Annotated in this window: 1 protein-coding gene; it reads left to right on the top strand. The window is 69.9% G+C overall.

The window, feature by feature from the left end; translation table 11 throughout:
- The first annotated feature begins 2 nt into the window (after window positions 1-2).
- Entirely contained in the window at window positions 3-26732 is a 26730-nt protein-coding gene (locus tag RT2_RS13900) for a non-ribosomal peptide synthase/polyketide synthase (protein WP_072845376.1), read from the top strand.
- Window positions 26733-26814 lie beyond the last annotated feature (82 nt).

Below are 26814 nucleotides of genomic sequence, written 5' to 3'. Positions count from 1 at the left end.
CCGTGAAACCGGACGACCGACGGCAACCGGCGTCGCAACTGTCGGACGCCGTGCGGTTCCCGCTGTCCGCGCCGCAGCGCGCGACCTGGTTCGCGCAGCAACTCCGACCCGAGGTGCCGATCTCGATAGCGCACTACGTGGAGTTGCGCGGCGAACTGGACGTCGACCTGTTGCGGCGGGAGATCGTCACGGTCGCCAGCGAGTTCCAGTCGCCGCTGCTCAGGGTGGTCGAGGTGGACGGCGAGCCGATGCAGTACGTCGATCACGCGACCGACATCCCGCTCCCCGTCGTCGACCTTCGTGGCGAGGACGACCCGGTCGCCGCGGCCCACGAGTGGATGCACCGGAGCTACCAGGTCCCGCTCGACCTCGGCGCGGATCGACTGGTCGAGACCTCCGTCCTGTGCGTGGGAGAGTCGCACTACCTCTGGTACAGCCGCATCCACCATGTCGCGCTCGACGGCTACGGCGCCATGACGATGGTCAACCGGATCGCGCACCGCTACTCGGCGTCGGTGGCCGGTCGCGAACCCGATCCGAGTCGGCCCGCCGCCCTGCACGAGCTCTGCGACCTCGACGCGCGCTACCGGAACTCCGGCCGATTCACGGGGGATCGGGCCTACTGGGCGGAGCGAGTGCAGGCCGTCGAGGGATCGACCCTGGCCGACGAGCCGGCGCCCGCACCCGCCAGAAGTGACCTCGAGAGCGCCGTGCTGTCCGGGTCGGCCGCCGGACTGCTCCTCGATTCCGGCAAGCAGGCAACCCCGGATGCCGCGGTCACGATCATCGCCGCTTTCGCCTGCTACCTCTCCCGTCTGACGGCGAAACCCGATGTTCTCGTGCAGGTTCCGCTGTCCGGCCGGACAACCGCCTTGCTGCGCAACTCCGGCGGCATGATGGTCAGCGTTGCACCACTGCCGATCTCAGTCGACGAAGGAGACACGGTCGCGGACCTCGTGGCGCGGGTCCGCCGTGAGCTGACGGGCGCATTGCGGCATCAGCGGTGCAGTCTCGACGACATCCGCCGCGACCTGAGCACGAACGACGGCGGCCGGCTCGACGGGCCCATGGTCAACGTCATGCTCTTCCGCCAGGAAGTTCAGCTGGGCCCACTGGTCGGCGAGTACCACATCGTCACGTCCGGTCCGGTGGACGACCTGCTGGTCAACGTGTACCCGAGCGGTGCGCCGGCCGAGGTCCTCGTCGACTTCCGGGCCAATCCCGGCCGGTACCGTGGTTCGGCGCTACACCGGCACCACCGGCAGTTCGTCGAACTGCTGGAAGAGTTCCTCGCCGCAGACCCGCAGGCGCGGCTCGAAACCATCCACGGGGCGAGCTACCGCGAAGGCGAGCGGCTACGGCTCGAAGCGCAGAACCGCGAGTACTGGCAGGCACGGCTCTCGGGCCTGCCCGAACTGCTGACCTTGCCGACCGACCGGGCCCGACCCGCCGCACAGTCACTGCAGGCAGACCGCGTCGAGCTCCCGATCGACGCGGGCCTCCATCGCCGAATCGCCGCGCTGGCACGCGAACACGACACCACCAGTTTCGCGGTTCTGCACACCGCGTTGGCGGTTCTGCTGAGCCGCCTCGGGAGCGTCTCCGACGTAGCGGTCGGAACGCCGGCCGCGGTGGGCGAGCGTCAGGACATCGTGGTGCTGCGCAGTCGCGTCGATCCGGACGTGTCCTTCGCCGACCTCCTCGGTCGGGTTCAGGAGATCGAGCAGGAGGCGTTCGAGCACAGCGACGTTCCCTTCGGCCAGTTGCCGCGGATACTCGGGATCGGTGATTCGCCAGCGTTTTCGCCGATCGTCCAGGTGCTGTTCGAGTGTCCCGACGGGCCGGCGACCGGGCTCGGCAGGTTCGATCTGCGGGTGGCCTCGGCCGAGCACTTCGACGCCGACGGCAGCCCGTCCGGCATCACCGCAACGCTCGGGTTCGCCGTCGACCTGTTCGACCCGGCAACGGTGACCCGGCTCGGGATGCGGCTGCGCCAGATCCTGGAGGCGGTGACGATCGACCCGGGTATCGACGTCGGCGACATCGACATCCTATCCGGCAGCGAACGCGCCACCCTCGTTCCGGTTCGTGGTCCGTCGGGCAGCCCGGAACGCACGCTGCCCGAGCTCTTCGCCGCCGCGGCACGAGCACATCCGGCGGGTGTCGCCCTCTCGAGTCGCGGTGTCGAGATGACGTATCGAGAACTGGACGAGCGCTCGAACCAGCTGGCGCGGGTGCTCCTCGAACGCGGCATCGGTCCGGAAGACTGTGTGGCGCTGGGCATGACCCGCTCCATCGAGTCGGTCCTGTCCATGCTGGCGGTGGCCAAGTCGGGCGCCGCGTTCGTGCCGGTGGATCCGAGGTATCCGTCCGGGCGGGTCGAGCACATGCTCGACGACTCCGGCGCCGTCGTCGGGGTCACGGTCGCCGCCGAGCGCACCCTGCTGCCGGACACCACCCCGTGGCTGGTGCTCGACGACGACGAAGTCCGGACCCGGTGCGAGACCGCGCCGGCGTCCGCGGTCACCGACGCCGAGCGGCCCCGGGCCCTCCGCATGGAGAATCCGGCCTACGTGATCTACACCTCCGGCTCCACCGGCCGGCCCAAGGGCGTGTCGGTCACCCACCGCGGCCTCGAGAGCCTTGCCGCCGAGCAGCGTTCACGGTTCGGGGCGACGTCGGCGTCACGGGTTCTGCACTTCTCGACGCCGAGCTTCGACGCGTCCGTCCTGGAGTATCTGCAGGCGTTCGGCGCCGGCGCGACGATGGTGATCGCTGCGCCCACGATCTACGGCGGCGAGGAGCTGTCCCGGCTCCTGCGCTCGGAGCGGGTGACCCACGGATTCATCACGACCGCGGCGCTCGGAACCGTCGACCCGGACGGCCTCACCGACTTTCAGGACGTGGTTCTCGGCGGCGAGGCCTGCCCGCCGGATCTGGTGAAGCGGTGGGCTGTGCCAAGTTTCCCGAGTACCCAAGTTCTCCCGAGTGCCCGAGAAGGGGGCCGCCGGTTGTACAACGCGTACGGGCCGACCGAGGCGACCGTCGCGTCGAACATCAGCGAACCGATGTCGCCGACCGGAGCCGTCACGTTGGGAGGTCCGCTTCGGGGATTCCACGAGGTCGTCCTGGACGCACGCCTGAGGCCGGTACCGGTCGGCGTCGCAGGCGAGCTCTATCTCTCGGGCCCCGCCGTGGCCCGTGGGTACCACTGCAAACCGGCGTTGACTGGCGAGCGGTTCGTGGCCGACCCCTTCGGCGGACCGGGCGACCGGATGTACCGAACCGGTGACGTGGTGCGGTGGCGAACCGACCGCTCACTGGAGTACCTGGGCCGCAGCGACTTCCAGGTGAAGGTGCGCGGCTTCCGGATCGAACCCGGCGAGATCGACACGGCCCTCCGCACTCACCCCGGCGTCCGGACCGCACTGACGGTGCCGCGAACGGCGCCGTCCGGCGAAACGGTGCTGGTGTCGTACGTGCTGCCGGCGACCGGGCAGGCGGTCGCGTCCGCCGAGTTGACGGACCATGTCTCGGGGCAGTTGCCGCCGCACCTGGTTCCGTCGGCGATCGTGGTGCTGGACGAGATGCCGATGACGCCCGCGGGGAAGGTCGACCGCGAGGCGTTGCCGGTGCCGGAGTTCCTCTCGACGGCGGCCGAGTTCCGTGCACCTGCCGGTCCGGTGGAGCAGGCCGTGGCGCGGGTCTTCGCCGACGTCCTCGGTGTGGAGCGGATCGGCCGGGGCGACGGCTTCTTCGACCTCGGAGGCAACTCCCTGGTCGCGACCCGTGTCATCGCACGTCTCAACGCCGCGCTCGGCACCGATCTCGGGGTGCGGACCCTGTTCGAGGCGCCGACCGTGGAGGCGCTGGCGGGATGGGTCGGTCGTACTGACGTGAGGCGCCCCGACCGCCCGAACCTGGTGGCGCAGCACCGCCCGGACCGGATTCCGCTTTCGCCTGCGCAGCAGCGTGTGTGGTTCCTCAACCAGTTCGACATCGCGTCGCCGGCATACAACATTCCGATGGCGCTGCGCGTGTCCGGGACGCTCGATGTCGAGGCGCTCCGGGCGGCGGTGGGGGACGTGATCGAACGGCACGAGTCGCTTCGCACCGTGTACCCGGCGTCGGAGGACGGTCCGCATCAGGTGATAGTGCCTTCGGCGCAGGTGGTTCCGGACCTGACGCCCAGCCTCCTCGGAGACGAGGACGCATTGCGGGCGGAGATCGCCGAGCTGGCGTCCCGAGGCTTCGACGTGAGCGCGGAGGCACCCGTGCGTGGCGCACTGCTGCGGACCGGGCCCGACGAGCACGTCCTCATGCTGGTCGTTCACCACATCTCGGCGGACGGAGCGTCGCTCGCACCGCTGGCCCGTGACCTGGCGGTCGCCTATGCCGCGCGGGCGGCGACGCAGACGCCGGACTGGCCCCCGCTCCCGGTGCAGTACGCCGACTACGGCCTGTGGCAGCGGGCGGTTCTCGGCAGTGACGACGATCCCGACAGCATGATGTCGGAGCAGTTGGCGTACTGGAAGACGGCGCTCTCCGGTCTCCCCGACGCCATCGCGCTGCCACTGGATCGACCGAGGCCCGCGGAGAGATCACTGCGGGGTGAGCGCGTTCGGTTCGCGCTGCCTGCGCGGTTGCATCGGGACCTGATCCTGCTGGCGCGGCGACACGACGCCACGATGTTCATGGTGATGCACGCAGCGCTGGCGGTGCTCGCGGCGCGGTTGAGCGGGTCCGCAGACATCGCACTCGGGACGCCGGTCGGAGGCCGGGGCGAAGAGGCGCTGGACGACTTGGTGGGGATGTTTGTCAACACGCTCGTGTTGCGGACCGACGTGGAGTTCGAAGCGTCGTTCGCCCAAGTGCTTTCCCGCGCCCGCGAGACGGACCTCGAGGCCTTCGATCATGCCGAGGTCCCCTTCGAGAGCGTGGTCGAGGCGCTCGCACCCAGCCGCTCGACCGCATACTCGCCGCTCTTCCAGGTCATGTTGGAGTTCCAGAACACGGCGACACCCCGGGTGGAGTTGCCGGGACTGACGGCGGAGGTCGTCGACGTCGAATCCGTTGTGGCCAAGTTCGACCTGCAGTTGACGCTCGCGGAGGGCTACGACGACACGGGGAGCGCAGCGGGCCTCTCGGCAGAGTTCACGTTCGCGTCGGATGTCTTCGACCGCGCGACCGTGGAGGGGTTTGCCGAGCGGTTTGTCCGGGTTCTGCGGGGTGTGGTCGAGGATCCGGGCGTGCGGGTCGGTGACGTGGACGTCCTCGTCCCCGGTGAGCGGGAGTTGGTGGTCGAGCGGTGGAACGCGACGGCCCGTGCGGTGCCGGCGGGAACGTTGGCGGGGTTGTTCGAGGCGCAGGTCGCGCGGACGCCGGATACGGGCGGGGTGTCGTTCGAGGGTGCGGTGTTGTCGTACGCGGAGTTCGGTGCCCGGGTCAATCGGCTGGCGCGGTACTTGATTTCGCTGGGTGTGGGCCCGGAGTCGTTGGTGGGGGTGGCGGCGGCGCGGTCGGTGGAGATGGTGGTGGGGATCCACGCGGTGATGGCGGCGGGTGGGGCGTACGTTCCGATCGACCCGGACCAGCCTGCCGAGCGGCTTGGGTACGTGATGGGTGTGGCTGATCCCGTCTTGGTGCTGGCGGGTGCTGGTGGTCGGGTGGCGGAGCCTGTGGGTGTGCCGGTTGTGGACTTGGATTCGCTTGACGTGTCCGGCTTCTCGGCTGACCCGGTGGGTGACGGGGAACGGTTGGCACCGTTGCGGCCGGGGAATGCGGCGTACGTGATCTTCACGTCGGGGTCGACGGGGATGCCGAAGGGTGTCGCGGTGACGCATGCGGCGGTCGTGAATCGGCTGTTGTGGATGCAGGGGGAGTACGGGCTCGGGTCCGACGACGTGGTGTTGCAGAAGACTCCGGTGACATTCGACGTGTCGGTGTGGGAGTTGTTCTGGCCGCTGCTGGTGGGGGCGCGGTTGGTGGTTGCTGCGCCGGACGTTCACCGCGATCCCGCCTGTCTCGAACGCGTGATTCGCGAGGAGTCGATCACCACAGTGCATTTCGTGCCGTCGATGCTCGATGTGCTTCTGGCGAGCGCGGACATAGGCGGGTGTGGATCGCTGCGGCGGGTGTTCGCCAGCGGTGAGGCGCTGTCGGCGGTGACGGCGGCGCGTCTGTTTCGAGTGAGTGGCGCCGAGTTGCACAACCTGTACGGGCCGACGGAGGCGGCTGTGGATGTGACGTTCCACGAGGTGACCGCGGCGGATGTGGTGGGTGTGCCGATCGGTGGGCCGGTGTGGAACACGCAGGTGTTCGTGTTGGACGGCCGGTTGTGTCCGGTACCGGTGGGTGTGGCGGGTGAGTTGTACCTGGGCGGTGTGCAGTTGGCGCGGGGGTATGTCGGCCGGTCTGATCTGACGGCGGATCGGTTTGTGGCGAACCCGTTCGGGGGCGGGACGCGGTTGTATCGGACCGGTGATCTGGTTCGGTGGTTGCCGGGTGGGGAGCTGGAGTTTCTGGGGCGTACGGATTTTCAGGTGAAGTTGCGGGGGCAGCGGATCGAGTTGGGGGAGATCGAGGCGGCGTTGTTGCGTCATCCGGGGGTGGCGCAGGCGGTGGTGGTGCTGCGCGGTGACGGGTCGCGCGGTGACCATCTCGCGGGGTATGTGGTGCCGGCGGCGGGGGTGCGGTTGGAGGTGCGGGCGGTTCTCGAGTCGGTGGCGGCTCGGTTGCCGGGGTACATGGTGCCTGCGGTGGTCACGGTGCTTGCTGGGTTGCCGGTGACGGTGAACGGGAAGCTCGACCGAAAGGCGCTCCCTGAACCAGACTTCGGTGCGTCCGCCGCGGGTTACGTGGCCCCCCGCAGCCCGATCGAAGAGATAGTGGCCTCGGTGTACGCCGACCTGCTGGGAATCGCCAGGGTGGGCGCGCACGACAACTTCTTCACGCTCGGCGGGAACTCCCTGATCGCCACGCGACTGGTGGTGCGGATCAACGCGGCCACCTCGGGCAATGGCGCCTCCTCGGGCGGAGCCTCGGGCAGTGATGCAGTCCTGGGCCGGATCGGTGTTCGCGACGTGTTCGACGCCCCCACTGTGGCCGGCCTGGCCGTACTGGCCCAGTCGCGCGACGGACCCATTGCCCGTCCACCGCTGAAGCCGAGGGACGGCGGCGCGGAAGTGCCGGTTTCGCCCGCCCAGCAGCGCATGTGGTTCGTCAACCAGTTCGACACCTCGTCATCGGCCTACAACGTCGCCTTCGCGTTGAGCCTCGAGGGTCGACTCGACGTGGATGCCCTGCAGGCGGCGGTCGCCGACGTCGTCGAACGACACGAGGCCGTGCGCACCGTATTCCCGCTCACCGACGACGGACCGCGTCAGGTGGTCCTGCCGGCGCCGAGCGCGGTGCCTGACCTCGCTCCGATCACCGTGTCGGGAGAGGCCGAACTCCGCGAGCGGGTACTGCGAGTGCTGTCGACAGGATTCGACGTGACCGAGCAGGTCCCGTTGCGCGCACGCCTGCTGCGCCTCGACGAGGACGTGCACACGCTCGCGGTGGTGGTGCATCACATCGCGGCCGACGGTCTCTCCATGGCCCCGTTGGCCCGGGACATCATGGCGGCGTACGAGGCGCGGGTGAGCGGGTCGCCGCCGGACTGGGCCCCGCTCGAGGTGCAGTACGGCGACTACACGTTGTGGCAACGGGAGTGGTTGGGCTCGGAGTCCGATGAGGCGTCGCGCATTTCGAGTCAGCTGGCCTACTGGAGCGCCACCCTGTCGGACCTTCCCGAAGTGCTCGAGCTTCCCACCGACCGCCCCCGCCCCGCCGCCCGATCACTTCGCGGCGGCCGCGTCGAGTTCGTGATCGGCCCCGACGTCCATGCCGGTGTGGTGTCGCTGTCGCGAGAACACAACGCCACGGTCTTCATGACCATGCATGCCGTGTTGGCGATCATGCTGGCCCGACTGAGCGGTTCGGACGACATCGCCGTCGGGACGCCGACCGCCGGCCGTGGCGAGCGCGAACTCGACGACCTGGTGGGCATGTTCGTCAACACGCTCGTTCTGCGCACCCGCGTCGACGGCGCCGCCACCTTCACCGAATTCCTCGGCAGTGTCCGGGAATCCGATCTGGGCGCCTTCACCAACGCGGAAGCCCCGTTCGAGCGGGTGGTGGAGGTCCTGAGTCCCAACCGGTCGACGGCGTACTCACCGCTCTTCCAGGTGATGTTGGAGTTCCAGGACATCGAGCGGCCCTCGCTGGAGTTGCCGGGCCTGCGGGTTCGGAGCCTCGACTTCGAGATCGACACCAACAACTTCGACCTGCAGTTGACGCTGGCCGAGAACGTGGATTCCGCCGGCAACCCGACCGGCATCACCGCGGGACTCGGCTATGCGACCGACCTCTTCGACGAGGACACGGCGATCGGGTTCGCGACGCGGCTGCAGCGCATCCTCGAGACGGTCGTCGCCCGCCCCGCCTGCCGGGTGGGAGACATCGAGATCCTGGGTGCCGGGGAGCGCGCCGCACTGACGCCGGTGGTGGGCCCCGCCCCGGTGGCGGCACGGACCCTGCCGGACCTGTTGGCCACCGCGGCCGCGCACGATCCGGATGCCGTGGCATTGGTCTTCGAAGGGCGGGAGGTGCGCTACCGCGACCTCGACGGCCGCTCGAACCAGTTGGCCCGCCTGCTGATCGAGTGCGGTGCCGGACCGGAAACCGTGGTCGCGCTGTGCCTACCGCGGTCGGTCGAATCCGTTGTGGCCGTGTGGGCGGTGGCCAAGTCGGGGGCCGCCTTCCTGCCGGTGGATCCGAGTCATCCGCCCGCCCGGATCGAGTACATGCTCACCGACTCCGGCGCGGTGCGGGGTGTGACGACCTCCGCGCGGCGTGCCGGACTTCCCGATGCGGCGGAGTGGCTGGTGCTCGACGACCCTGACTTCGAGGACCGACTCTCGAGCTACCCGGCGGCGGCGATCACCGACGACCACCGGGCCGCGTCACTTCAGATCGACAACCCGGCCTACCTGATCTACACCTCGGGTTCGACCGGCAGACCCAAGGGCGTGGTCACCACGCATCGCGGCCTGTCGAACTTCGTTGTGCAGGAGAGGGAGACGTTCGCGACGACTGCGCAGTCCCGGACGCTGCATCTTGCGTCACCGAGCTTCGACGCCGCCGTTCTCGAGCTGCTGCTGGCGATCGGCGCGGCGGCCACCCTTGTGATCGTGCCGCAGTCCGTGTACGGCGGTGACGAGTTGGCGCGACTGCTGGAATCCGAGCGGATCACCCACTGCTTCGTGACTCCGGCGGCGCTGGGGTCGGTCGATCCGGGGGGTCTCCCTGATCTGGACTGTGTGGTGACGGGCGGGGAGGCGTGTCCGCCTGAACTGGTAGCTCGGTGGAGTACCCGAGAAGGTGCCCGGAGAATGTTCAACGCCTACGGGCCCACCGAGGCGACGGTGGTGGCAAGTGTCAGTGCCGCACTGGTACCGGCGGCGCCGGTCACGATCGGCACACCGATACGCGGTTTCGAGGTCGTCGTGCTGGACCCGCGACTGCGGCCGGTGCCCGTCGGGGTGACGGGGGAGCTGTACCTCGCCGGCCCCGCCCTCGCGCGCGGCTACCACCGACGGTTCCCGCTGACCGCGCGGCGATTCGTCGCCGGTCCCTTCGGCCCGCCGGGCAGTCGGATGTATCGCACCGGCGACCGGGTGCGCTGGACGTCCGACGGGCAGTTGGAGTACCTCGGGCGCACCGACTCCCAGGTGAAGATCCGCGGCTTCCGAATCGAACTCGGCGAGGTCGAGTCCGCTCTGCTCGCCCATCACGACGTGGCCCAGGCCGTCACCGTGGTGTGGAACGTCGATGGCGGCGGCGATCGACTGATCGGCTACCTGGTGCCCGAACCAGGTGTGACGCTCGATTCGAGAGCCGTCCTCGACTTCGTCAGAGGCCGGTTGGCGTCGTACATGGTGCCGGCGGCGCTGGTGGCACTCGAATCACTGCCCCTGACCGTTCACGGAAAGCTGGACCGCGCAGCGCTTCCGGCGCCCGACTTCTCGGCGCCCGCGAGTCGACCGCCGAGGTCCGAGACGGAGGACCTGCTCGCCGGACTGTTCCGGGAGGTGCTCGGACTGGACTCGGTGGGGGTGGACGACTCGTTCTTCGCCCTCGGCGGCGACAGCATCATGTCGATCCAGTTGGTGGCCCGCGCCAAGGCTGCCGGTGTGATCCTCTCTCCCCGAGACGTGTTCGAACGAAGAACCGTCGCCGGCCTTGCCGAGTCGGCACGATTCGACCGTCTCGACGCAGTGGTGCTCGACGAGTTGCCGGGCGGTGGGGTCGGCGAGGTGCCGCTGACGCCGGTCGCGCGGTGGATGCTCGGGCGCAGTGGTGGGCGACTCGACAGGTTCGCGCAGGCATTGCTGTTGGCGTCGCCCGCCGGTCTCACCCGCGAGGTGCTCGTTCGAGCCGTCGCGGCGGTCCTCGGCCGGCACGACATGCTCCGCGCACGACTGGTTGTCGAAGGCATGGAAGTGCTGCCGGCAGGCGCGGCGGCGGCGGAAGAGCTGGTCCGTCGGGTGCCGGTCGAGACGGTGGACGGCGACGGCTTCACCACCCTCACGGCCGCGGAACTCGACGCCGCGGCCGACCGCCTGGATCCGACCGCCGCGGCCGTGCTGCGGGTGGTCTGGTTCGACGTCCCGAACCAGGCGGGGCGCCTGCTCGTGGTGGCACATCACCTCGTGGTGGACGCTGTCTCGTGGCGCATTCTCGTCGCGGATCTGGCGTCGGCCTGCAGCCAACTCCAGGCCGGCCTGACTCCCACCCTGCCCGCGGTCGGAACCTCGATGCGGCGGTGGTCGCACGGTTTACGCGACGCCGCGGCCAAACGGACGCACGAACTCGAACTGTGGGAGCGGATCCTCGAGGGACCGGATCCGCTGATCGGTTCACGCCCACTCGATCCCGCGCGCGACGTCGACGCGACCGTCAGCTCCCTCACCGTCGACGTGCCGTCGAGCGTGACGGAAGCACTGCTCACCGCGCTGCCGCACGCCTTTCACGGCGGTGTGGGAGACGGGCTGCTTGCCGCGCTGGCGCTGGCACTGATCACCTGGCGCCGGGAACACGGCGTGGACCTGCCTCAGGCCCTGATCAACCTCGAGGGGCACGGCCGCGAGGAACACGTCGTCGCCGGTGCCGACCTGTCCCGCACCGTCGGCTGGTTCACCACCGTGTATCCGGCGAGTCTGGACCTCACCGGGATCGACGTCGACGACGCCATGACCGGCGGCCCGGAGGCGGGCCGGGCGGTCAAGGCCGTCAAGGAACAGCTGCTCGCGATACCGGACCACGGGATCGGCTTCGGAATGCTCCGCTTCCTCGACAGCGAGGTGGCGGAGTCCCTCGGACGATTCCGTTCTCCACAAGTCAGTTTCAACTATCTCGGGCGCGTAAGCACCACCGGCGACGCGGGAGACTGGCGGCCCGTTGCGGGCACCGGTCAGCTCCGTGGCTCCCAGGATCCCGACCTGCCGGTCGCGTCCGTTGTCGACATCAACGCCTTCGTCGACGACAGCGCCGAGGGCCCTCGTCTGACGGCGGTGTTCGCGTTCCCGCGTGGGGTGCTGCCCGAGGCCGACGTCGCGGCGTTCGCCGAGCTGTGGCGCCGGGCCCTGGGCGGACTCGCCACCCGCGCACGTCGGCCCGGTGCGGGCGGGCTGACACCGTCCGATGTGCCGCTGGTGTCGGTGAGCCAGGGGCAGATCGAGCGGTGGGAGACGAATTTCCCGGCGCTGCGGGACATCTGGTCGCTGTCGCCGCTGCAGGAGGGTTTGCTGTTCCATGCATCGTTGGTCGCCAGCTCGGTGGACGTGTACACCGCGCAACTGTGCATCGGCCTCGAGGGGACGGTAGATCCCGGGCGCCTGCGGGCCGCCGCGGCCGGCCTGGTCGCCCGTCACCCGAACCTGCGGACCGCGTTCGTCTACGACGCCGACGGGGTGCCCGCTCAGCTGGTCGTCGACGAGGTGGTGGTGCCGTGGCGGGAGGTGGATCTCACCGGCCGCGGGTCCGCCACCGAGTCAGACCTCGAACGAGCACTCGACGAGGACCGCGGCGCCCCGTTCGACCTCGCCGTACCTCCGCTGCTGCGGCTGACGCTCTTCCGTACCGCACCGCGGCGATGGGTACTGGCGCTGACCAATCACCACATCGTCCTGGACGGCTGGTCGATGCCGGTGCTGGTCCGAGAACTCCTGGAACGCTACGTCGCCGGCGGTACCCCGGTCGGTCTGGCGGAGACCGGGTACCGCACCTACCTGGGCTGGCTGGCGACGCGGAACCACGACGAGGCGGCCCGCGCCTGGGGCAGTGCGCTCGACGGCCTCGCGGAGCCGACGCTGCTGGCGCCGCAGACGTCCGCGGGGTCCAACGGCATGCCCGAGGAGATCGACATCGAGCTGCCCGCCGAGGTGCTCGACGCGCTCGCCGCGGTGGTCCGTCGCGGGGGGATCACCGTCAACACTGTGGTTCAGGTGGCGTGGGGGATGCTGTTGTCCCGGTTGCTCTCCCGTGACGACGTCGTCTTCGGCGCCACCGTCTCCGGCCGTCCGCCGCAGCTGTCCGGTGTGGAGAACATGTTGGGGCTTTTCATCAACACGGTGCCGGTGCGCGTGCGGGTGGACCCGGACGAGGTTGTCGCGGAGTTGCTCACCCGGGTGCAGGCGGAGCAGGCGTCCCTGCTCGACCATCATCACCTCGGGCTTGGTGACATCCAGTCGCGGGTGGGCCTGGGTAACCTGTTCGACACGCTGTCGGTGTTCGAGTCGTATCCGGTCGACACGTCGGGTCTCGGCGAAGACACCGACATCGCGGGCTTGCGGGTGACGGACTTCGAGGCCCGTGACGCCACGCACTACCCCGTCACCCTGCTGTCGATCCTGGAACCGACGCTGCGGCTGAGTCTGCGCTATCAGCCAGGAGCATTCGACCGGGCAACGGCGGAAGGATTCACGGAGCGGTTTGTCCGGGTTCTGCGGGGTGTGGTCGAGGATCCGGACACCCCGGTCGGTGCGGTCGACTACTTCGTGCCTGGTGAGCGGGAGTTGGTGGTCGAGCGGTGGAACGCGACGGAGCGTGCGGTGCCGGCCGCGACCCTGCCGGGGTTGTTCGAGGTGCAGGTGGGGCGGACTCCGGACGCGGTGGCGGTGTCGTTCGAGGGTGAGTCGCTGACCTACGGCGAGTTCTCCTCGCGGGTGAACCGGCTGGCGCGGCAGCTGATCTCGATGGGTGTGGGTCCGGAGTCGTTGGTGGCGCTGGCGATGCGCCGGTCGCCGGACCTGCTGGTCGGCATCTACGCGGTGCAGGCCGCCGGCGGCGCGTACGTGCCGGTGGACTTGGACGAGCCGGTGGAGCGGGTCGGGCACGTGCTCGAGACCGCCGCGCCGGTGTGCGTGCTGAGTACCGCGCGGGACGAGTTCGGCGGCGGCGGAGCGCGGCCGGTGCTGCTGGTCGACGCGCTGGACCTCTCGGACGTGTCCGACGGGCCGATCGTGGACGCCGAGCGGCGTGCTCCGCTGGTGCCGTCGAACACGGCGTACGTGATCTTCACGTCGGGGTCGACGGGGATGCCGAAGGGTGTCGCGGTGACGCATGCGGCGGTCGTGAATCGGCTGTTGTGGATGCAGGATCGGCATCCGTTGGACTCGGTCGATGTGGTGTTGCAGAAGACTCCGGTGACGTTCGACGTGTCGGTGTGGGAGTTGTTCTGGCCGTTGCAGGTGGGTGCGCGTCTGGTGGTTGCGGTGCCGGACGGGCACCGCGATCCGGCGTATCTGGCGCAGGTGGTTGTCGAGCAGTCGGTGACGACGATGCACTTCGTGCCGTCGATGCTGGCGGTGTTCGTGGCGGAGCCGTCGGCGGTGGAATGCGCGACGTTGCGGCGGGTGTTCGCGTCGGGTGAGGCGTTGCCGGCGGAGACTGCGGCTCGGTTGCGGGAGATCCTGCCGGCGGTGCGGTTGCACAACCTGTACGGGCCGACGGAGGCCGCGGTGGACGTGACGTTCCACGAGGTGACCGCGGCGGATGTGGTGGGTGTGCCGATCGGTGGGCCGGTGTGGAACACGCAGGTGTTCGTGTTGGACGGCCGCTTGTGTCCGGTGCCGGTGGGTGTGGCGGGTGAGTTGTACCTGGGCGGTGTGCAGTTGGCGCGGGGGTATGTCGGCCGGTCTGATCTGACGGCGGATCGGTTTGTGGCGAACCCGTTCGGGGGAGGGACGCGGTTGTATCGGACCGGTGATCTGGTTCGGTGGTTGCCGGGTGGGGAGCTGGAGTATCTGGGGCGTACGGATTTTCAGGTGAAGTTGCGGGGGCAGCGGATCGAGTTGGGGGAGATCGAGGCGGCGTTGTTGCGTCATCCGGGGGTGGCGCAGGCGGTGGTGGTGCTGCGCGGTGACGGGTCGCGCGGTGACCATCTCGCGGGGTATGTGGTGCCGGCGGCGGGGGTGCGGTTGGAGGTGCGGGCGGTTCTCGAGTCGGTGGCGGCTCGGTTGCCGGGGTACATGGTGCCTGCGGTGGTCACGGTGCTTGCTGGGTTGCCGGTGACGGTGAGCGGGAAGCTCGACCGAAAGGCCCTGCCTGAAACGGAATTCACCGCCACCGCGTACCGCGCCCCGTCCACGCCCGCCGAGCAGGCGGTCGCCAGGGCCTTCGCCGGCGTCACTGGCGCCGAACGCGTCGGTGCGGACGACAGCTTCTTCGAGCTGGGCGGCGACTCGCTCAGCGCCGCCCGGGCGGTGGCACGCATCAACAGTGCACTCGACACGAATCTGGGTGTGGCCGCGTTCTTCGACGCGCCGGTGGTGTCCGACCTGGCCGCCGCGATCGAGTCGACCACGACGACGAGTTCCACCGCGCCGGTGCTCACCGCCGGGCCCCTCATTTCAAGGTCGCGGCCCGATTGGATTCCACTCTCGCTCGCGCAGCAGCGCATGTGGTTCGTCAACCAGTTCGACACCTCCTCGCCGGCGTACAACGTCCCGGTTGCCCTGCAGTTGGACGGGGCGGTGGACGTCGAGGCGTTGCAAGCGGCGCTCGGTGACGTCGCGGAGCGGCACGAGGCGCTGCGAACCGTGTTTCCCGGCTCCGCCGCCGGACCCCGACAGGTGATCCTCGACCCGGCCGTCGGCGGCCCCGAGCTACGCCCGGTACCCGTTGCGGAACACGAACTTCGAGACACGCTCACCGATTTCTTCGGAACGGGATTCGACGTCACCGACGAGCTTCCGATCCGGGTCAGGTTGCTCAGGCTCGACCATGATCGGCACGTCCTGGCCATCGTCGTGCACCACATCGCGGCCGACGGCTTCTCGATGACACCGCTGGCACGGGACGTGATGGTGGCCTACACGGCGCGAACCCAGCAGCGGGCGCCCGACTGGGCGCCGCTCCCCGTGCAGTACGCCGACTACAGCCTCTGGCAGCGGGAGGCACTGGGCACCGAGCTTCTGAACACACGGGTGCAGCCCGATTCGGTGATGTCCGGTCAGCTGGACTACTGGACCCGGACGCTGTCGGGCGTCCCCGCGGTGCTGGCGCTGCCGTTGGACCGGCCGCGGCCGGTGCAGCGGTCCTTCGACGGCGAGGTTGTCGCGTTCGAGATCTCACCATCCGTGCATCATGCACTGACCGACCTTGCACGCCAGAGTCATTCGACGGTGTTCATGGTGGTGCACGCGGCGTTTGCGGTGCTGCTGGCCAGGTTGTCGGGATCGGACGACGTGGTGGTGGGGACGCCGATCGCGGGCCGCGGCCACGCCGAACTCGACGACATGGTGGGGATGTTCGTCAACACGCTGGTGCTGCGCACCCCGGTGGCGGCGGGATCGTCGTTCGCCGGCCTGCTCTCCGAGGTGCGGTCGGCGGACCTCGGTGCGTTCGAGCACTCGCAAATGCCCTTCGAGCGGCTGGTGGACGAACTCGCACCTGACCGGTCCACCGCGCACACCCCGCTGTTCCAGGTGATGCTCGAATTCCAGAACGCCACCCGTACGCGCCTCGAACTGGCAGGGCTGACCGCCCGGTCGCTCGATGTCGACCTGGCGGTGGCGAAGTTCGACCTGCAGCTGAGCCTCGCGGAGCGGGTCGACGAGGACGGGGCGCCGGCGGGGATCGGTGCCGGCTTCCGTTACGCCACAGATGTGTTCGACCGGCGGTCGGTCGAGGCCTTCGCGGAGCGCTTCACGCGGGTGGTCGAGGCCGTGGCCGCGGACCCGACCGTGCCCGTGGGCGACATCGACGTCCTGCGTGCGGACGAACGCGAGTTCCTGCTTCGCTCGGCCCACCGACCCGGAACCGACGTCGCCGCGGAGTCGTTGGCGGACCTGTTCGACCGGTCGGTGGCATCGGCCGGCGACGCCGTCGCGGTGCGCTGCGATGGTGCATCAGAGACCTACCGGGAACTCGACCGGAGGGCGAACCGGCTCGCGAGACTGCTGGTGGCACAGGGGGTGGGCCCGGAAACGCTGGTGGCCGTGGGCATGACTCGGTCGATCGACTTGGTGGTGGCGCTGCTGGCGGTGGTGAAGTCGGGTGCCGGTTACCTCCCGGTGGACGTGGGCTCACCGGCGGAGCGGCTGACCTACCTGTTCGGCGATGCCCGGCCGAGGTGTGTGCTCACCACGACCGCGGACGCTCAGGCGGTCGGCATCGGTGAGGTCCCGGTGGTGGTCGTGGACGATCCGGAGACCTTGACTGCGCTGCGGCGCTTCTCGCCTCTGCCCGTGACCGACGCGGACCGGACGCGTCCGCTGCGGCCGGACTCGGTGGCGTACGTCATCTACACCTCCGGTTCGACCGGGCGGCCGAAGGGCGTGGCGGTCACGCATCGCAACGTGGTCGCGTTGCTGGCGAACACGCAGTCGCTGTTCGGGTTCGGGCCGGCCGACGTGTGGACGATGTTTCATTCCGCCGCCTTCGACTTCTCGGTGTGGGAGATGTGGGGCGCGCTCGCACACGGCGGCCGGCTGGTGCTGGTGGACTACTTCACCGCGCGCACGCCCGAGAGGTTCCTCGAGCTCCTGCGTGACGAACACGTCACGGTCGTCAATCAGACCCCCACCGCCTTCTACCAGTTGGCGGAGGCGGATCGTCTCGCCGACGGTCCCGGACTGTGCCTGCGCTGCGTGATCCTCGGCGGGGAGGCTCTCGACTTCGGGCAGCTGGCACGCTGGCACGCGCGCCGGGGCTACTCGGCGCCGGCGCTGGTCAACATGTACGGCATCACGGAGACGACGGTGCATGTCAGCCATCTGCCGATCGACCCGGACCGTGGCAGCGCGGAGTCCGCATCGGTGATCGGCCGGGGGCTGCCCGGACTGCGGGTCCACGTGCTGGACGGACGACTGCATCCGGTGCCGCCCGGCGTGGTCGGGGAGATGTACGTCTCCGGGGCGCAGCTCTCGCGCGGGTACCTGGGGCGGCCCGGCCTCACGTCCACGCGATTCGTCGCGGACCCCCTCACCCCAGGCTCGCGGATGTACCGGACCGGGGACCTGGGCCGGTGGAACGGGAACGGACAGCTGGAGTACCTCGGCCGCAACGACCTCCAGGTGCAGGTGAAGGGATACCGAATCGAAGTGGGGGAGGTGGAGGCGGCCCTGCTCGCGTGCGAGGGGGTGGCGCAGGCGGCGGTGACGGTGCGTGCGGATCCGGTGCTGGGGGATCGACTGGTGGGGTACGTGGTACCGCAGACCGGCGTCGCGACCGACCCCACCGTGCTCATTGATGCGGTCGCGCAGCGGCTGGCGCCGCACATGGTTCCGGCCGCGGTGATGGTTCTCGACACGATGCCGCTGACGGTGAACGGCAAACTCGACCGGAAAGCGCTGCCCGACCCGGACTTCGGGCAGCGGGCGACCGCGGGCCGCAGCCCGGTCGGCGAGCGGGAACGTATCCTCGCCGACCTGGTCGCGGAGGTCCTCGGCCTCGACTCGGTCGGCGTCGACGACTCGTTCTTCGCCATCGGTGGCGATTCGATCATGTCCATCCAGTTGGTCACCCGTGCGAAGGCGGCCGGGATCCTGATCTCGCCCCGCGACGTGTTCGAGCGCAAGACCGTTGCGGGACTGGCCGAGGTGGCCGAGTCGGGTGAGGAGAGCATCGTCCTCGACGAACTGCCCGGCGGCGGCGTCGGGGAGATACCGCTGACACCGATCGCGACGTGGATGCTCGGCCGCGGTGGGGACTTCCGCCGCTATGCGCAGTCCGCACTGTTCGCCGTTCCCGCGGCGTTGGAGGAAGCCACCCTGGCGCGGGCGGTGCAGGCCGTGCTGGACCGGCACGACCTACTCCGGGCGCGGCTGCGGCGCACCGCCGGTGCCGATTGGGGCTGGTCGATGGAGGCGCGAGCCGAAGGGTCGGTGCGGGCGGCCACGGTGCTCCGCCGCGCCCGGACGGACGATGTCGGCGCCGAACTCGACGCCGCGCTCGACCGTCTCGACCCGGAGTCGGGCGTGATGATGCAGGCGGTGTGGCTCGACGCGGGCGACGGTCCGGGCCGGCTGCTGATCACCGTTCATCATCTGGCGATCGACGGTGTGTCCTGGCGGATCCTGATGCCGGACCTCGCCACGGCGTACGCACAACTGCGGGCCGGCACGCCGCCGACGCTGGAGCCGCCGGGGACCTCGATGCGCCGGTGGGCGTACGCCCTCACCGACGCCGCACGCGAATCCCAGCGCTCCGCCGAAATCGAACTGTGGCAACGGATGCTGGACACGCCGGATCCGGCACTGGGGTCGCGCCCGGTGGCGGCGTCGGACACCGCTGCCACCGCGGCGGACGTCGAGGTGCGAGTTCCCGCCGCGCTGACCGAGACGATTCTGACGACCGTGCCGCGGGCATTCCACGCGGGCGTGGGGGACGGGCTGTTGACGGCGCTGGCCATGGCCCTGATCCGGTGGCGGCGGCGCCGCGGGGTCGACCTCGCCGAGGCGCTGGTGAGTCTCGAGGGGCACGGCCGCGAAGAACAGGTGGCCCCGGGGGCGGATCTCGCCCGGACCGTCGGATGGTTCACCACCATCTTCCCGGTTCGACTCGAGCTGAGCGGTGTGGACCTCGACGACGCGTTCGCCGGGGGACCGTCAGCGGGGGACGCGATGAAGGCGGTCAAGGAGCAGCTTCTCGCCGTTCCCGACCACGGCATCGGTTTCGGGCTGCTCCGGTACCTGAACAGCGGAAGCGCCCAGGCGCTTTCGCAGCGGCTGCTGCCCCAGGTCAGCTTCAACTACCTCGGCAGGCTGGCCCGGAATGCCGCCGCGTCCGAGGAGGGGTGGTCGCCGATCGAGGAACCCGGACTGCGCGGGGCATCGAAGGCCGCGATGCCCGTCGCGGCCGTCGTCGACGTCAACGCGCTGACCGTCGACACCGATGACGGGTCCCGGCTGAAATCCACGTGGACGTACCCGCCGGGTGTCCTGCAACGGGAAGACGTGGAGGAGCTCGCGCAGCTGTGGATGCAGGCGCTCGCCGGGCTCGGCGCCCACGCCGAGTCGGGCGGCGGCGGGTTCACGCCGTCGGACTTCGATCTCGTCGACCTTCGCCAGGATGCGCTCGAGGCACTGGAGAGCCGCTGCCGCGACCTGACCGATGTGTGGCCGCTCTCGCCCCTGCAGGCCGGCATGCTCTTTCACGCCGAGCTGGCCGACGAGTCCGTCGACGCCTACCTGGTGCAGGTGAGCCTCGACCTCGTCGGCGTGGTGGACCCGCCTCGCCTGCGGCGCGCCGCCGACGCCCTGCTGGACCGGCACGCGAACCTGCGGGTCGCCTTCCTACGCGACCCCGGCGGCAACGCGGTTCAAGTTGTCCGGCAACGGGTGCGGGCGCCCTGGACCGAGCTCGACCTGACCGCCCTCGACGACAGTGCGGCGGAGTCGGAGTTCCAGCGCCTGCTGGCGCAGGACCGGGTCCGCCCGTTCGACATGGCGAGCGCCCCGCTGATCCGGTTCATGCTGATCGCGACCGCGCCGAACCGGTACCGGCTGGTGTCGACCAACCATCACATCGTGCTCGACGGCTGGTCGATGCCACTGCTGGTCAAGGAGTTGCTGACGCTCTACGCCACCGACGCCGACCCGTCTGCGCTGCCAAGGGTGCGCGGGTACCGCGACTACCTGGCGTGGCTGAGGAACCGCGATGACGGCGCTGCCACGCAGGCGTGGGCTCTGGCCCTCGCCGGGGTGGAGGGTCCGACGTTGCTCACCCCGGCGGACCGAGGCCGGCGGCTGTCCACGATCACCCAGGAGTGGGTGTTCGACCTGGACGAGGAGCGCACCACCCGCCTGCGCGTGCTCGCACGGTCTCGCGGACTGACCGTAAACACCCTCGTGCAGGTGTCGTGGGGGATCGTGCTCGCCGCGTTGACCGGTCGCGACGACGTGGTGTTCGGTGCCATCGTCTCGGGACGTCCGCCCGAGCTGGCCGGCATCGAGACGATGATCGGACTGTTCATCAACACCCTGCCCGTCCGGATCAGGCTGCGCCCCGGCGAGACGGTGGGCGCCCTGCTCGAACGCGTGCAGACCGAGCAGACCGCGTTGTTGGATCACCACTACACCGGCCTGGCCGAGATCTCGAGCTCCGCGGGGCCGGAGGTCGGATTCGACACGTTGACCGTGTTCGAGTCGTATCCCGTTGACCGCGAAGGGCTGTCGACCGACACCGACATCGCCGGGATGCGTGTCGACGGGGTGCAGGCGCGCGACGCCGCCCACTACCCGCTCAGTCTGGTAGCGTCCGTCGACTCTCGACTGCGTCTGAAATTCGAGTACCTGCCCGACATCTTCGACGTCGACACCGTCGACGGCATCGCCGGGCGCGTGCTGCGGGTGCTCGACGCCTGTGCCCGCCCGGACCGGCCGCTGGCCGCGCTGTCGCTGCTGACGGACCGAGAACGCGCCGACCTCGTTCCGGTCCGCGGCGGTCCCGGCGGGTCGACCCGCACCCTGCCGCAGATACTCGTCGAGGCGGCGGCGCTCGACCCGGACGCGACCGCGCTGTCCTACCTCGACGAGGACGTGAGCTACGGCGACCTGGACGAGCGGTCGAATGGTCTTGCCCGCGCACTCCTCGCGCGTGGTGTGGGCCCGGAGACCTTCGTCGCCATCGGGATACCGCGGTCCGTCGACTCGGTGCGCGCGGTGTGGGCGGTGGCCAAGACGGGGGCGGCCTTCGTCCCGATCGACCCGAACTACCCCGACGAGCGGGTCGTCCACATGCTCCTCGACTCCGGGGCGAGAATCGGCGTGACCACGGCCGAGCACCGGGACCGGCTACCGGATGCCGCACGTTGGCTGGTCCTCGACGATCCCGACTTCGTGAGCGAATGCGCTCGGCATTCCGCCGGGCCGGTGACCGATGCCGATCGAACCGGTCCGGTCCTGCTGGATACCGCAGCGTACGTCGTCTACACCTCGGGTTCGACGGGCCGGCCCAAGGGTGTGGTGGTGACCCACCGCGGACTCGACAACTTCGCCCGGGACCAACTCGAACGATTCGGGGCCACTCGGCGGTCTCGCACCCTGCACTTCTCCACGCCGAGTTTCGACGGGTCGGTGTTCGAGTACCTGCAGGCCTTCGGCGCCGGCGCGACGATGGTGATCGCGCCGCCCACCGTGTTCGGCGGCGAGGACCTCGCGCGGCTGCTGGCCGACCGGGAGGTCACCCACGCCTTCATCACCACCGCGGCGCTGGCATCGGTCGATCCTGTTGGGCTCGAACATCTCTCGGAGGTGGTGTTCGGCGGTGAGGCGTGCCCACCCGAACTCGTGGCCCGCTGGGCCGCGCCCGGTGCAGGGGAGCGCCGGTTGTACAACGCCTACGGGCCGACCGAGACGACGGTGATTTCCAACATCAGCGAACCGATGGTCGCGGGCGCGCCGATCACGGTCGGCCGGCCCATCCGCGGTGTGCGGGAACTGGTGCTCGACACCAGACTTCAGCCGGTCCCCGTGGGGGTTCCGGGCGAGTTGTACCTCGCCGGGGTGGGCCTGGCCCGCGGCTACCACCGCAGGCCGGCACTGACCGCCGAACGGTTCGTGGCCGATCCCTCCAGCCCCGGGACGAGGATGTACCGCACCGGCGACATCGTGCGGTGGACGGCGGAGGGGAGCGTCGAGTACGTGGGCCGCAGCGACTTCCAGGTGAAGGTTCGCGGGTTCCGCGTCGAACTCGGCGAGATCGACGCCACGCTCATGTCGGAGCCGAACGTCGGGTTTGCCGCCACACTCGCGGACCGCGGCGCGGCGGGCGACACCCTGCTGGCGTCCTACGTGGTACCGACGTCGGGCCGGTCCCTCGACACCGCCGAACTCGCCCGACGACTGGCGGACCGGTTGCCGTCGCAAATGGTGCCCGCCTCGATCACGGTGCTCGACCACATTCCCCTGACGGCGGTCGGCAAGCTGGACCGCACGGCACTGCCGAAACCCGACCTCCTTTCCCGGACAGGGCAGTACCGGCCGCCGAGCGGTCCGGTCGAGGAGGCCGTGGCAGACGTCTTCGCGGAGGTGCTGGGCCTCGCTCGGGTCGGTGTCGACGCCGGGTTCTTCGACCTCGGCGGCAATTCCCTGAGCGCCACCAGGGTGATGGCGCGACTGCGGGCGTCGCTGGGCACCGGCTGCGGGGTGCGCGACCTGTTCGAGGCGCCCACGGTCGCATCGTTGGCCGCCCGGATCGGGCACGGCGGTGCGCGCACGTCCGAACGTCCGGTGCTCGCGGCCCGTACCCGGCCCGAGGACATTCCGCTGTCGTTCGCGCAGCAGCGGATGTGGTTCGTCAACCAGTTCGACACCGCCTCGGCCGCATACAACATCCCGATCGTGGTGCGACTCGGCGGTGAACTCGATGTGCGGGCGTTGAACTCGGCGCTCGCCGATGTCGTCGCCCGGCACGAGTCGTTGCGCACGGTGTTCCCGGTCCGCGGGGACTGGCCGGTCCAGCAGATACTGCCGGCCGAGGCTGCCGCGCCCGCCCTGGTCCCCGTCCCCGTCTCCGGCGAGCGCGGGTTGCGGTCGGAGCTGGCCCGGCTGGTCTCGGCCGGTTTCGATGTCACAGCGGGGATTCCGCTGCGGGCCGGACTGTTCTCACTCGACCCCGCCGAGCACGTCCTCGCCGTCGTGGTTCATCACATCGCGGCAGACGGGTTCTCGATGGTGCCGCTGGTGCGTGACGTGATGACGGCCTACGCTGCCCGCGTCCGCGGCGGCGAGCCCGAGTGGGCGTCGCTGCCGGTGCAGTACGCCGACTACTCCCTGTGGCAGCGGGAGCTGCTGGGTTCGGCCGACGACCCCCAGTCGTTGCTCTCCGGTCAACTCGACTACTGGACGACCGCGCTGGCGGAGATACCGGATCTCCTCGAACTCCCCACCGACCGAGACCGTCCCGCCCAGCAGACCTTCCGCGGTGCGCGCATCCACTTCACTGTCGACCGGGACCTGCACCGACGCATCAGGGAGCTGTCGAGAAACCTTCGCTGCACCGAGTTCATGACCGCGCATGCCGCCCTGGCGCTACTGCTCAGTCGGCTCGGCGGCACCCCGGACGTGGCCGTCGGCACCCCGATCGCCGGCCGGGGCGAGCCCGTCCTCGATGATCTGGTCGGCATGTTCGTGGGCACCCTCGCCCTGCGCACGCAGGTGGACGCCGCCGGGTCGTTCACCGCCCTGGCGGCGCACTGCCGCGAGGTCGACCTCGGGGCCTTCGCGCACGCAGAGGTCCCCTTCGAACGGGTGGTGGAGGCGATCGGGCCGGCTCGTTCGACGGCGTACTCGCCGATTGTCCAGGTGTCACTGGAATTTCAGAACAACGAGCGACCGGTCCTGGCCCTGCCGGGGCTCGAGGTCCACGCGGTCGACCCCGAACTCGACGTGGTCAAGGTCGATCTCGAATTCATCCTGGCGGAGGAGTTCGACGCCGGCGGTGCGCCGGCCGGGATGACCGGCGCCATCGACTACGCCACCGACCTCTTCGACGCCGACACCGTCGAAGGGTTCGCCGACCGGTTCGTGCGGATTCTCGACGCGGTGACCGAGAACCCTGACCGGCCGGTCGGGGACCTCCCACTCCTCGGCGAGATGGAGCTTCGCGAGATGGTGCCGGCACACGGGGCGCCGGAGGTGTGCCCGCAGCGCTTGCCTGACCTACTGACGGCGGCCGCCGCGCTGGACCCGAATGCGGTGGCCCTGTCCTACGAAGACCGGCGGATCAGCTACCGCGAGCTCGACGAGTGGTCCAACCGGCTGGCGCGGGTCCTGCGCGACCGCGGGGCGGGTCCGGAGACCTTCGTGGCGCTGGGAATGACCCGGTCGATCGAGGACGTGGTCGCGATCTGGGCGGTGACCAAGGCCGGGGCGGCCTTCGTGCCCGTCGATCCGGCCTACCCCCATGATCGCATCGACTACATGCTCACCGACTGCCGGGCCGCACTCGGGCTAACTGTGAGTGGCAGCCGGAGCAACCTGCCCGACACCGTGGAGTGGCTGGTGCTCGACGACGAGGACTTCGCCGAGCGGGTGGCGGTGATGCCGTCGGCGCCGGTCACCGACGAGGACCGGACGACTCCGCTTTACCTCGCGCACCCGGCGTATCTCATCTACACATCCGGCTCGACGGGACGGCCGAAGGGGGTGACCGTCACGCACCGGGGCCTGGCCAACTTCACCGCGGAAACTCGTGAACGCTTCCAGGTCGCCCACGACTCCCGGGTGTCGCAGCTGGCCTCCCCGAGTTTCGATGCGTCGGTGTTCGAGCTGATGATGGCGTTCAGCGCGTCGGCCCGGGTCGTCATCGTGCCGCCCACGGTCTACGGCGGCAGTGAGCTGGCGGATCTGCTTCGTCGCGAACAGGTGACCCACACGACCATCACGCCGACCGCGCTGGCGGCGCTGGGTGACGACGGGCTCGACGCCTTGCGTGTCCTCGACCTGGTGGGTGAGGCCTCCCCGCCGGAGGTGGTCGCGCAGTGGGCGCCCGGCCGGAGCCTGCACAGCGGGTACGGGCCCACGGAGACCACCGTCCAGGCGAGTGTCAGTGCACCCATGCGTCCCGGCGAGGATGTGAACATCGGTTCGCCCGCACTGGGATTCGGGTTCCTGGTCCTCGACGAGCGACTGCAGCCCGTCCCGGTGGGGGTGCCCGGCGAGTTGTACATCACCGGGCCGGGCATGGCTCGCGGGTACCACAACCGGGCGGCGCTCACCGCGGATCGCTTCGTGTCCTGCCCCTTCGGCGAGCCGGGCGGCCGGATGTACCGGACGGGTGACGTGGTGCGGTGGCATGCCAACCACACGCTCGAGTACATCGGCCGCAGCGACTTCCAGGTGAAGGTGCGTGGCTTCCGCATCGAACTCGGGGAGATCGACGCGGTGCTCACCCGCCATCCGGCGGTCGACTTCGCCGCCACCGTGGGGTACACCGGCCCGTCCGGCCACACCGTGCTCGCCTCGTACGTGCGGACCGTCGGCGGGCGGGAGGTGGAGCCCGCGGAACTGCGCACCTACGCGGCGGAGCGACTGCCCGCGCACATGGTGCCGTCCGCGGTGACGGTTCTCGACCGGATTCCGATGACCCCGGTGGGCAAGCTCGACCGGAAGGCATTGCCCGCGCCCGAGTTCGGATCCACGGCCGCCGAGTTCCGGACCCCGGTCACGGAGGCCGAGCACATCGTCGTCGACGTCTTCGCGGACGTGCTCGGGCTGGATCGGGTGGGCACCGCCGACAGCTTCTTCGACCTCGGTGGGACCTCCCTGGTCGCCACCAGGATCGTCGGCGCGCTGCAGGCCCGGCTGGACCGGCGGGTCCCGCTGCAATGGCTGTTCCTCGACCCCACCCCGGCAGGCCTGGCCAGACGCCTCGACACCCCGTCGCGGAGTGTCGAGGCGGAAGCGGCACTGGCCGTGGTGATTCCGCTGCGCACGCAGGGGAGCGGGCCGCCGTTGTTCTGCGTGCATCCGGGGATCGGGCTGTCCTGGGGTTACGCCGGGCTGATGCGGTACCTGCCGCCGGACCGGCCCGCGTACGGACTGCAGTTGCCCACGATCAGTGGTGACGGTGAGTACCGGTCGATCGAACAACTCGCCCGCCGCTACGTCGAGGAGATCCGGGGCATCGCGCCCACCGGCCCGTACCACCTGCTCGGCTGGTCGCTCGGCGGGGTCATCGCGCACGCCGTGGCCGTCGAACTGCAGAGCGCCGGCGAAGAAGTCGCCACCCTGGCCGTGATGGACAGTTACCCCGACGACGGCGAGGACCCGCCGCCGCGCCGGCTGGAGGTACGGGACCTCCTGCGCGGGCTGGGGCTCGAGCCCGACACCGGCGGCGAGCTGACCTACGAACGGGCCGCGCACCTGATCGACGAGTCGTTCGGGGCCGAGACCGGAGTGCGGGGGCGAGACCTCGAGCGGATCGCCGCGGGATACGAGAACTCGACGCGGCTCGCACACCACTTCGTCCCCAGGGTGTACGAGGGGGACCTGCTCGTCTTCCCGGCCACGCGTGACGGGGACGGCGCGACCCGGGCGCGGTCGGCAAACGAGTGGCGCCCGCTCGTGACCGGCCGGATCGACGAGCAACCCGTGGACTGCGGGCACAACGAGATGATCGAACCGCAGGCACTGGCGATCATCGGGCCCGCGCTGGCCCGCGCACTCTCGGCGGGTACGTGAACTTTGCTCGTGGGGGTGGTGTTTTCCGGTTACCCTCAGAGGGATTGTTCTTCAGCATCACCGAACCGCCGTCGGGCATCGC

The sequence above is a fragment of the Rhodococcus tukisamuensis NBRC 100609 genome (genome assembly GCF_001894985.1).
GTDB lineage: Bacteria > Actinomycetota > Actinomycetes > Mycobacteriales > Mycobacteriaceae > Rhodococcus_G > Rhodococcus_G tukisamuensis.
The sequence above is the reverse complement of the archived record's forward strand: the minus strand, read 5'-3'. Positions and strand labels throughout refer to the sequence as shown.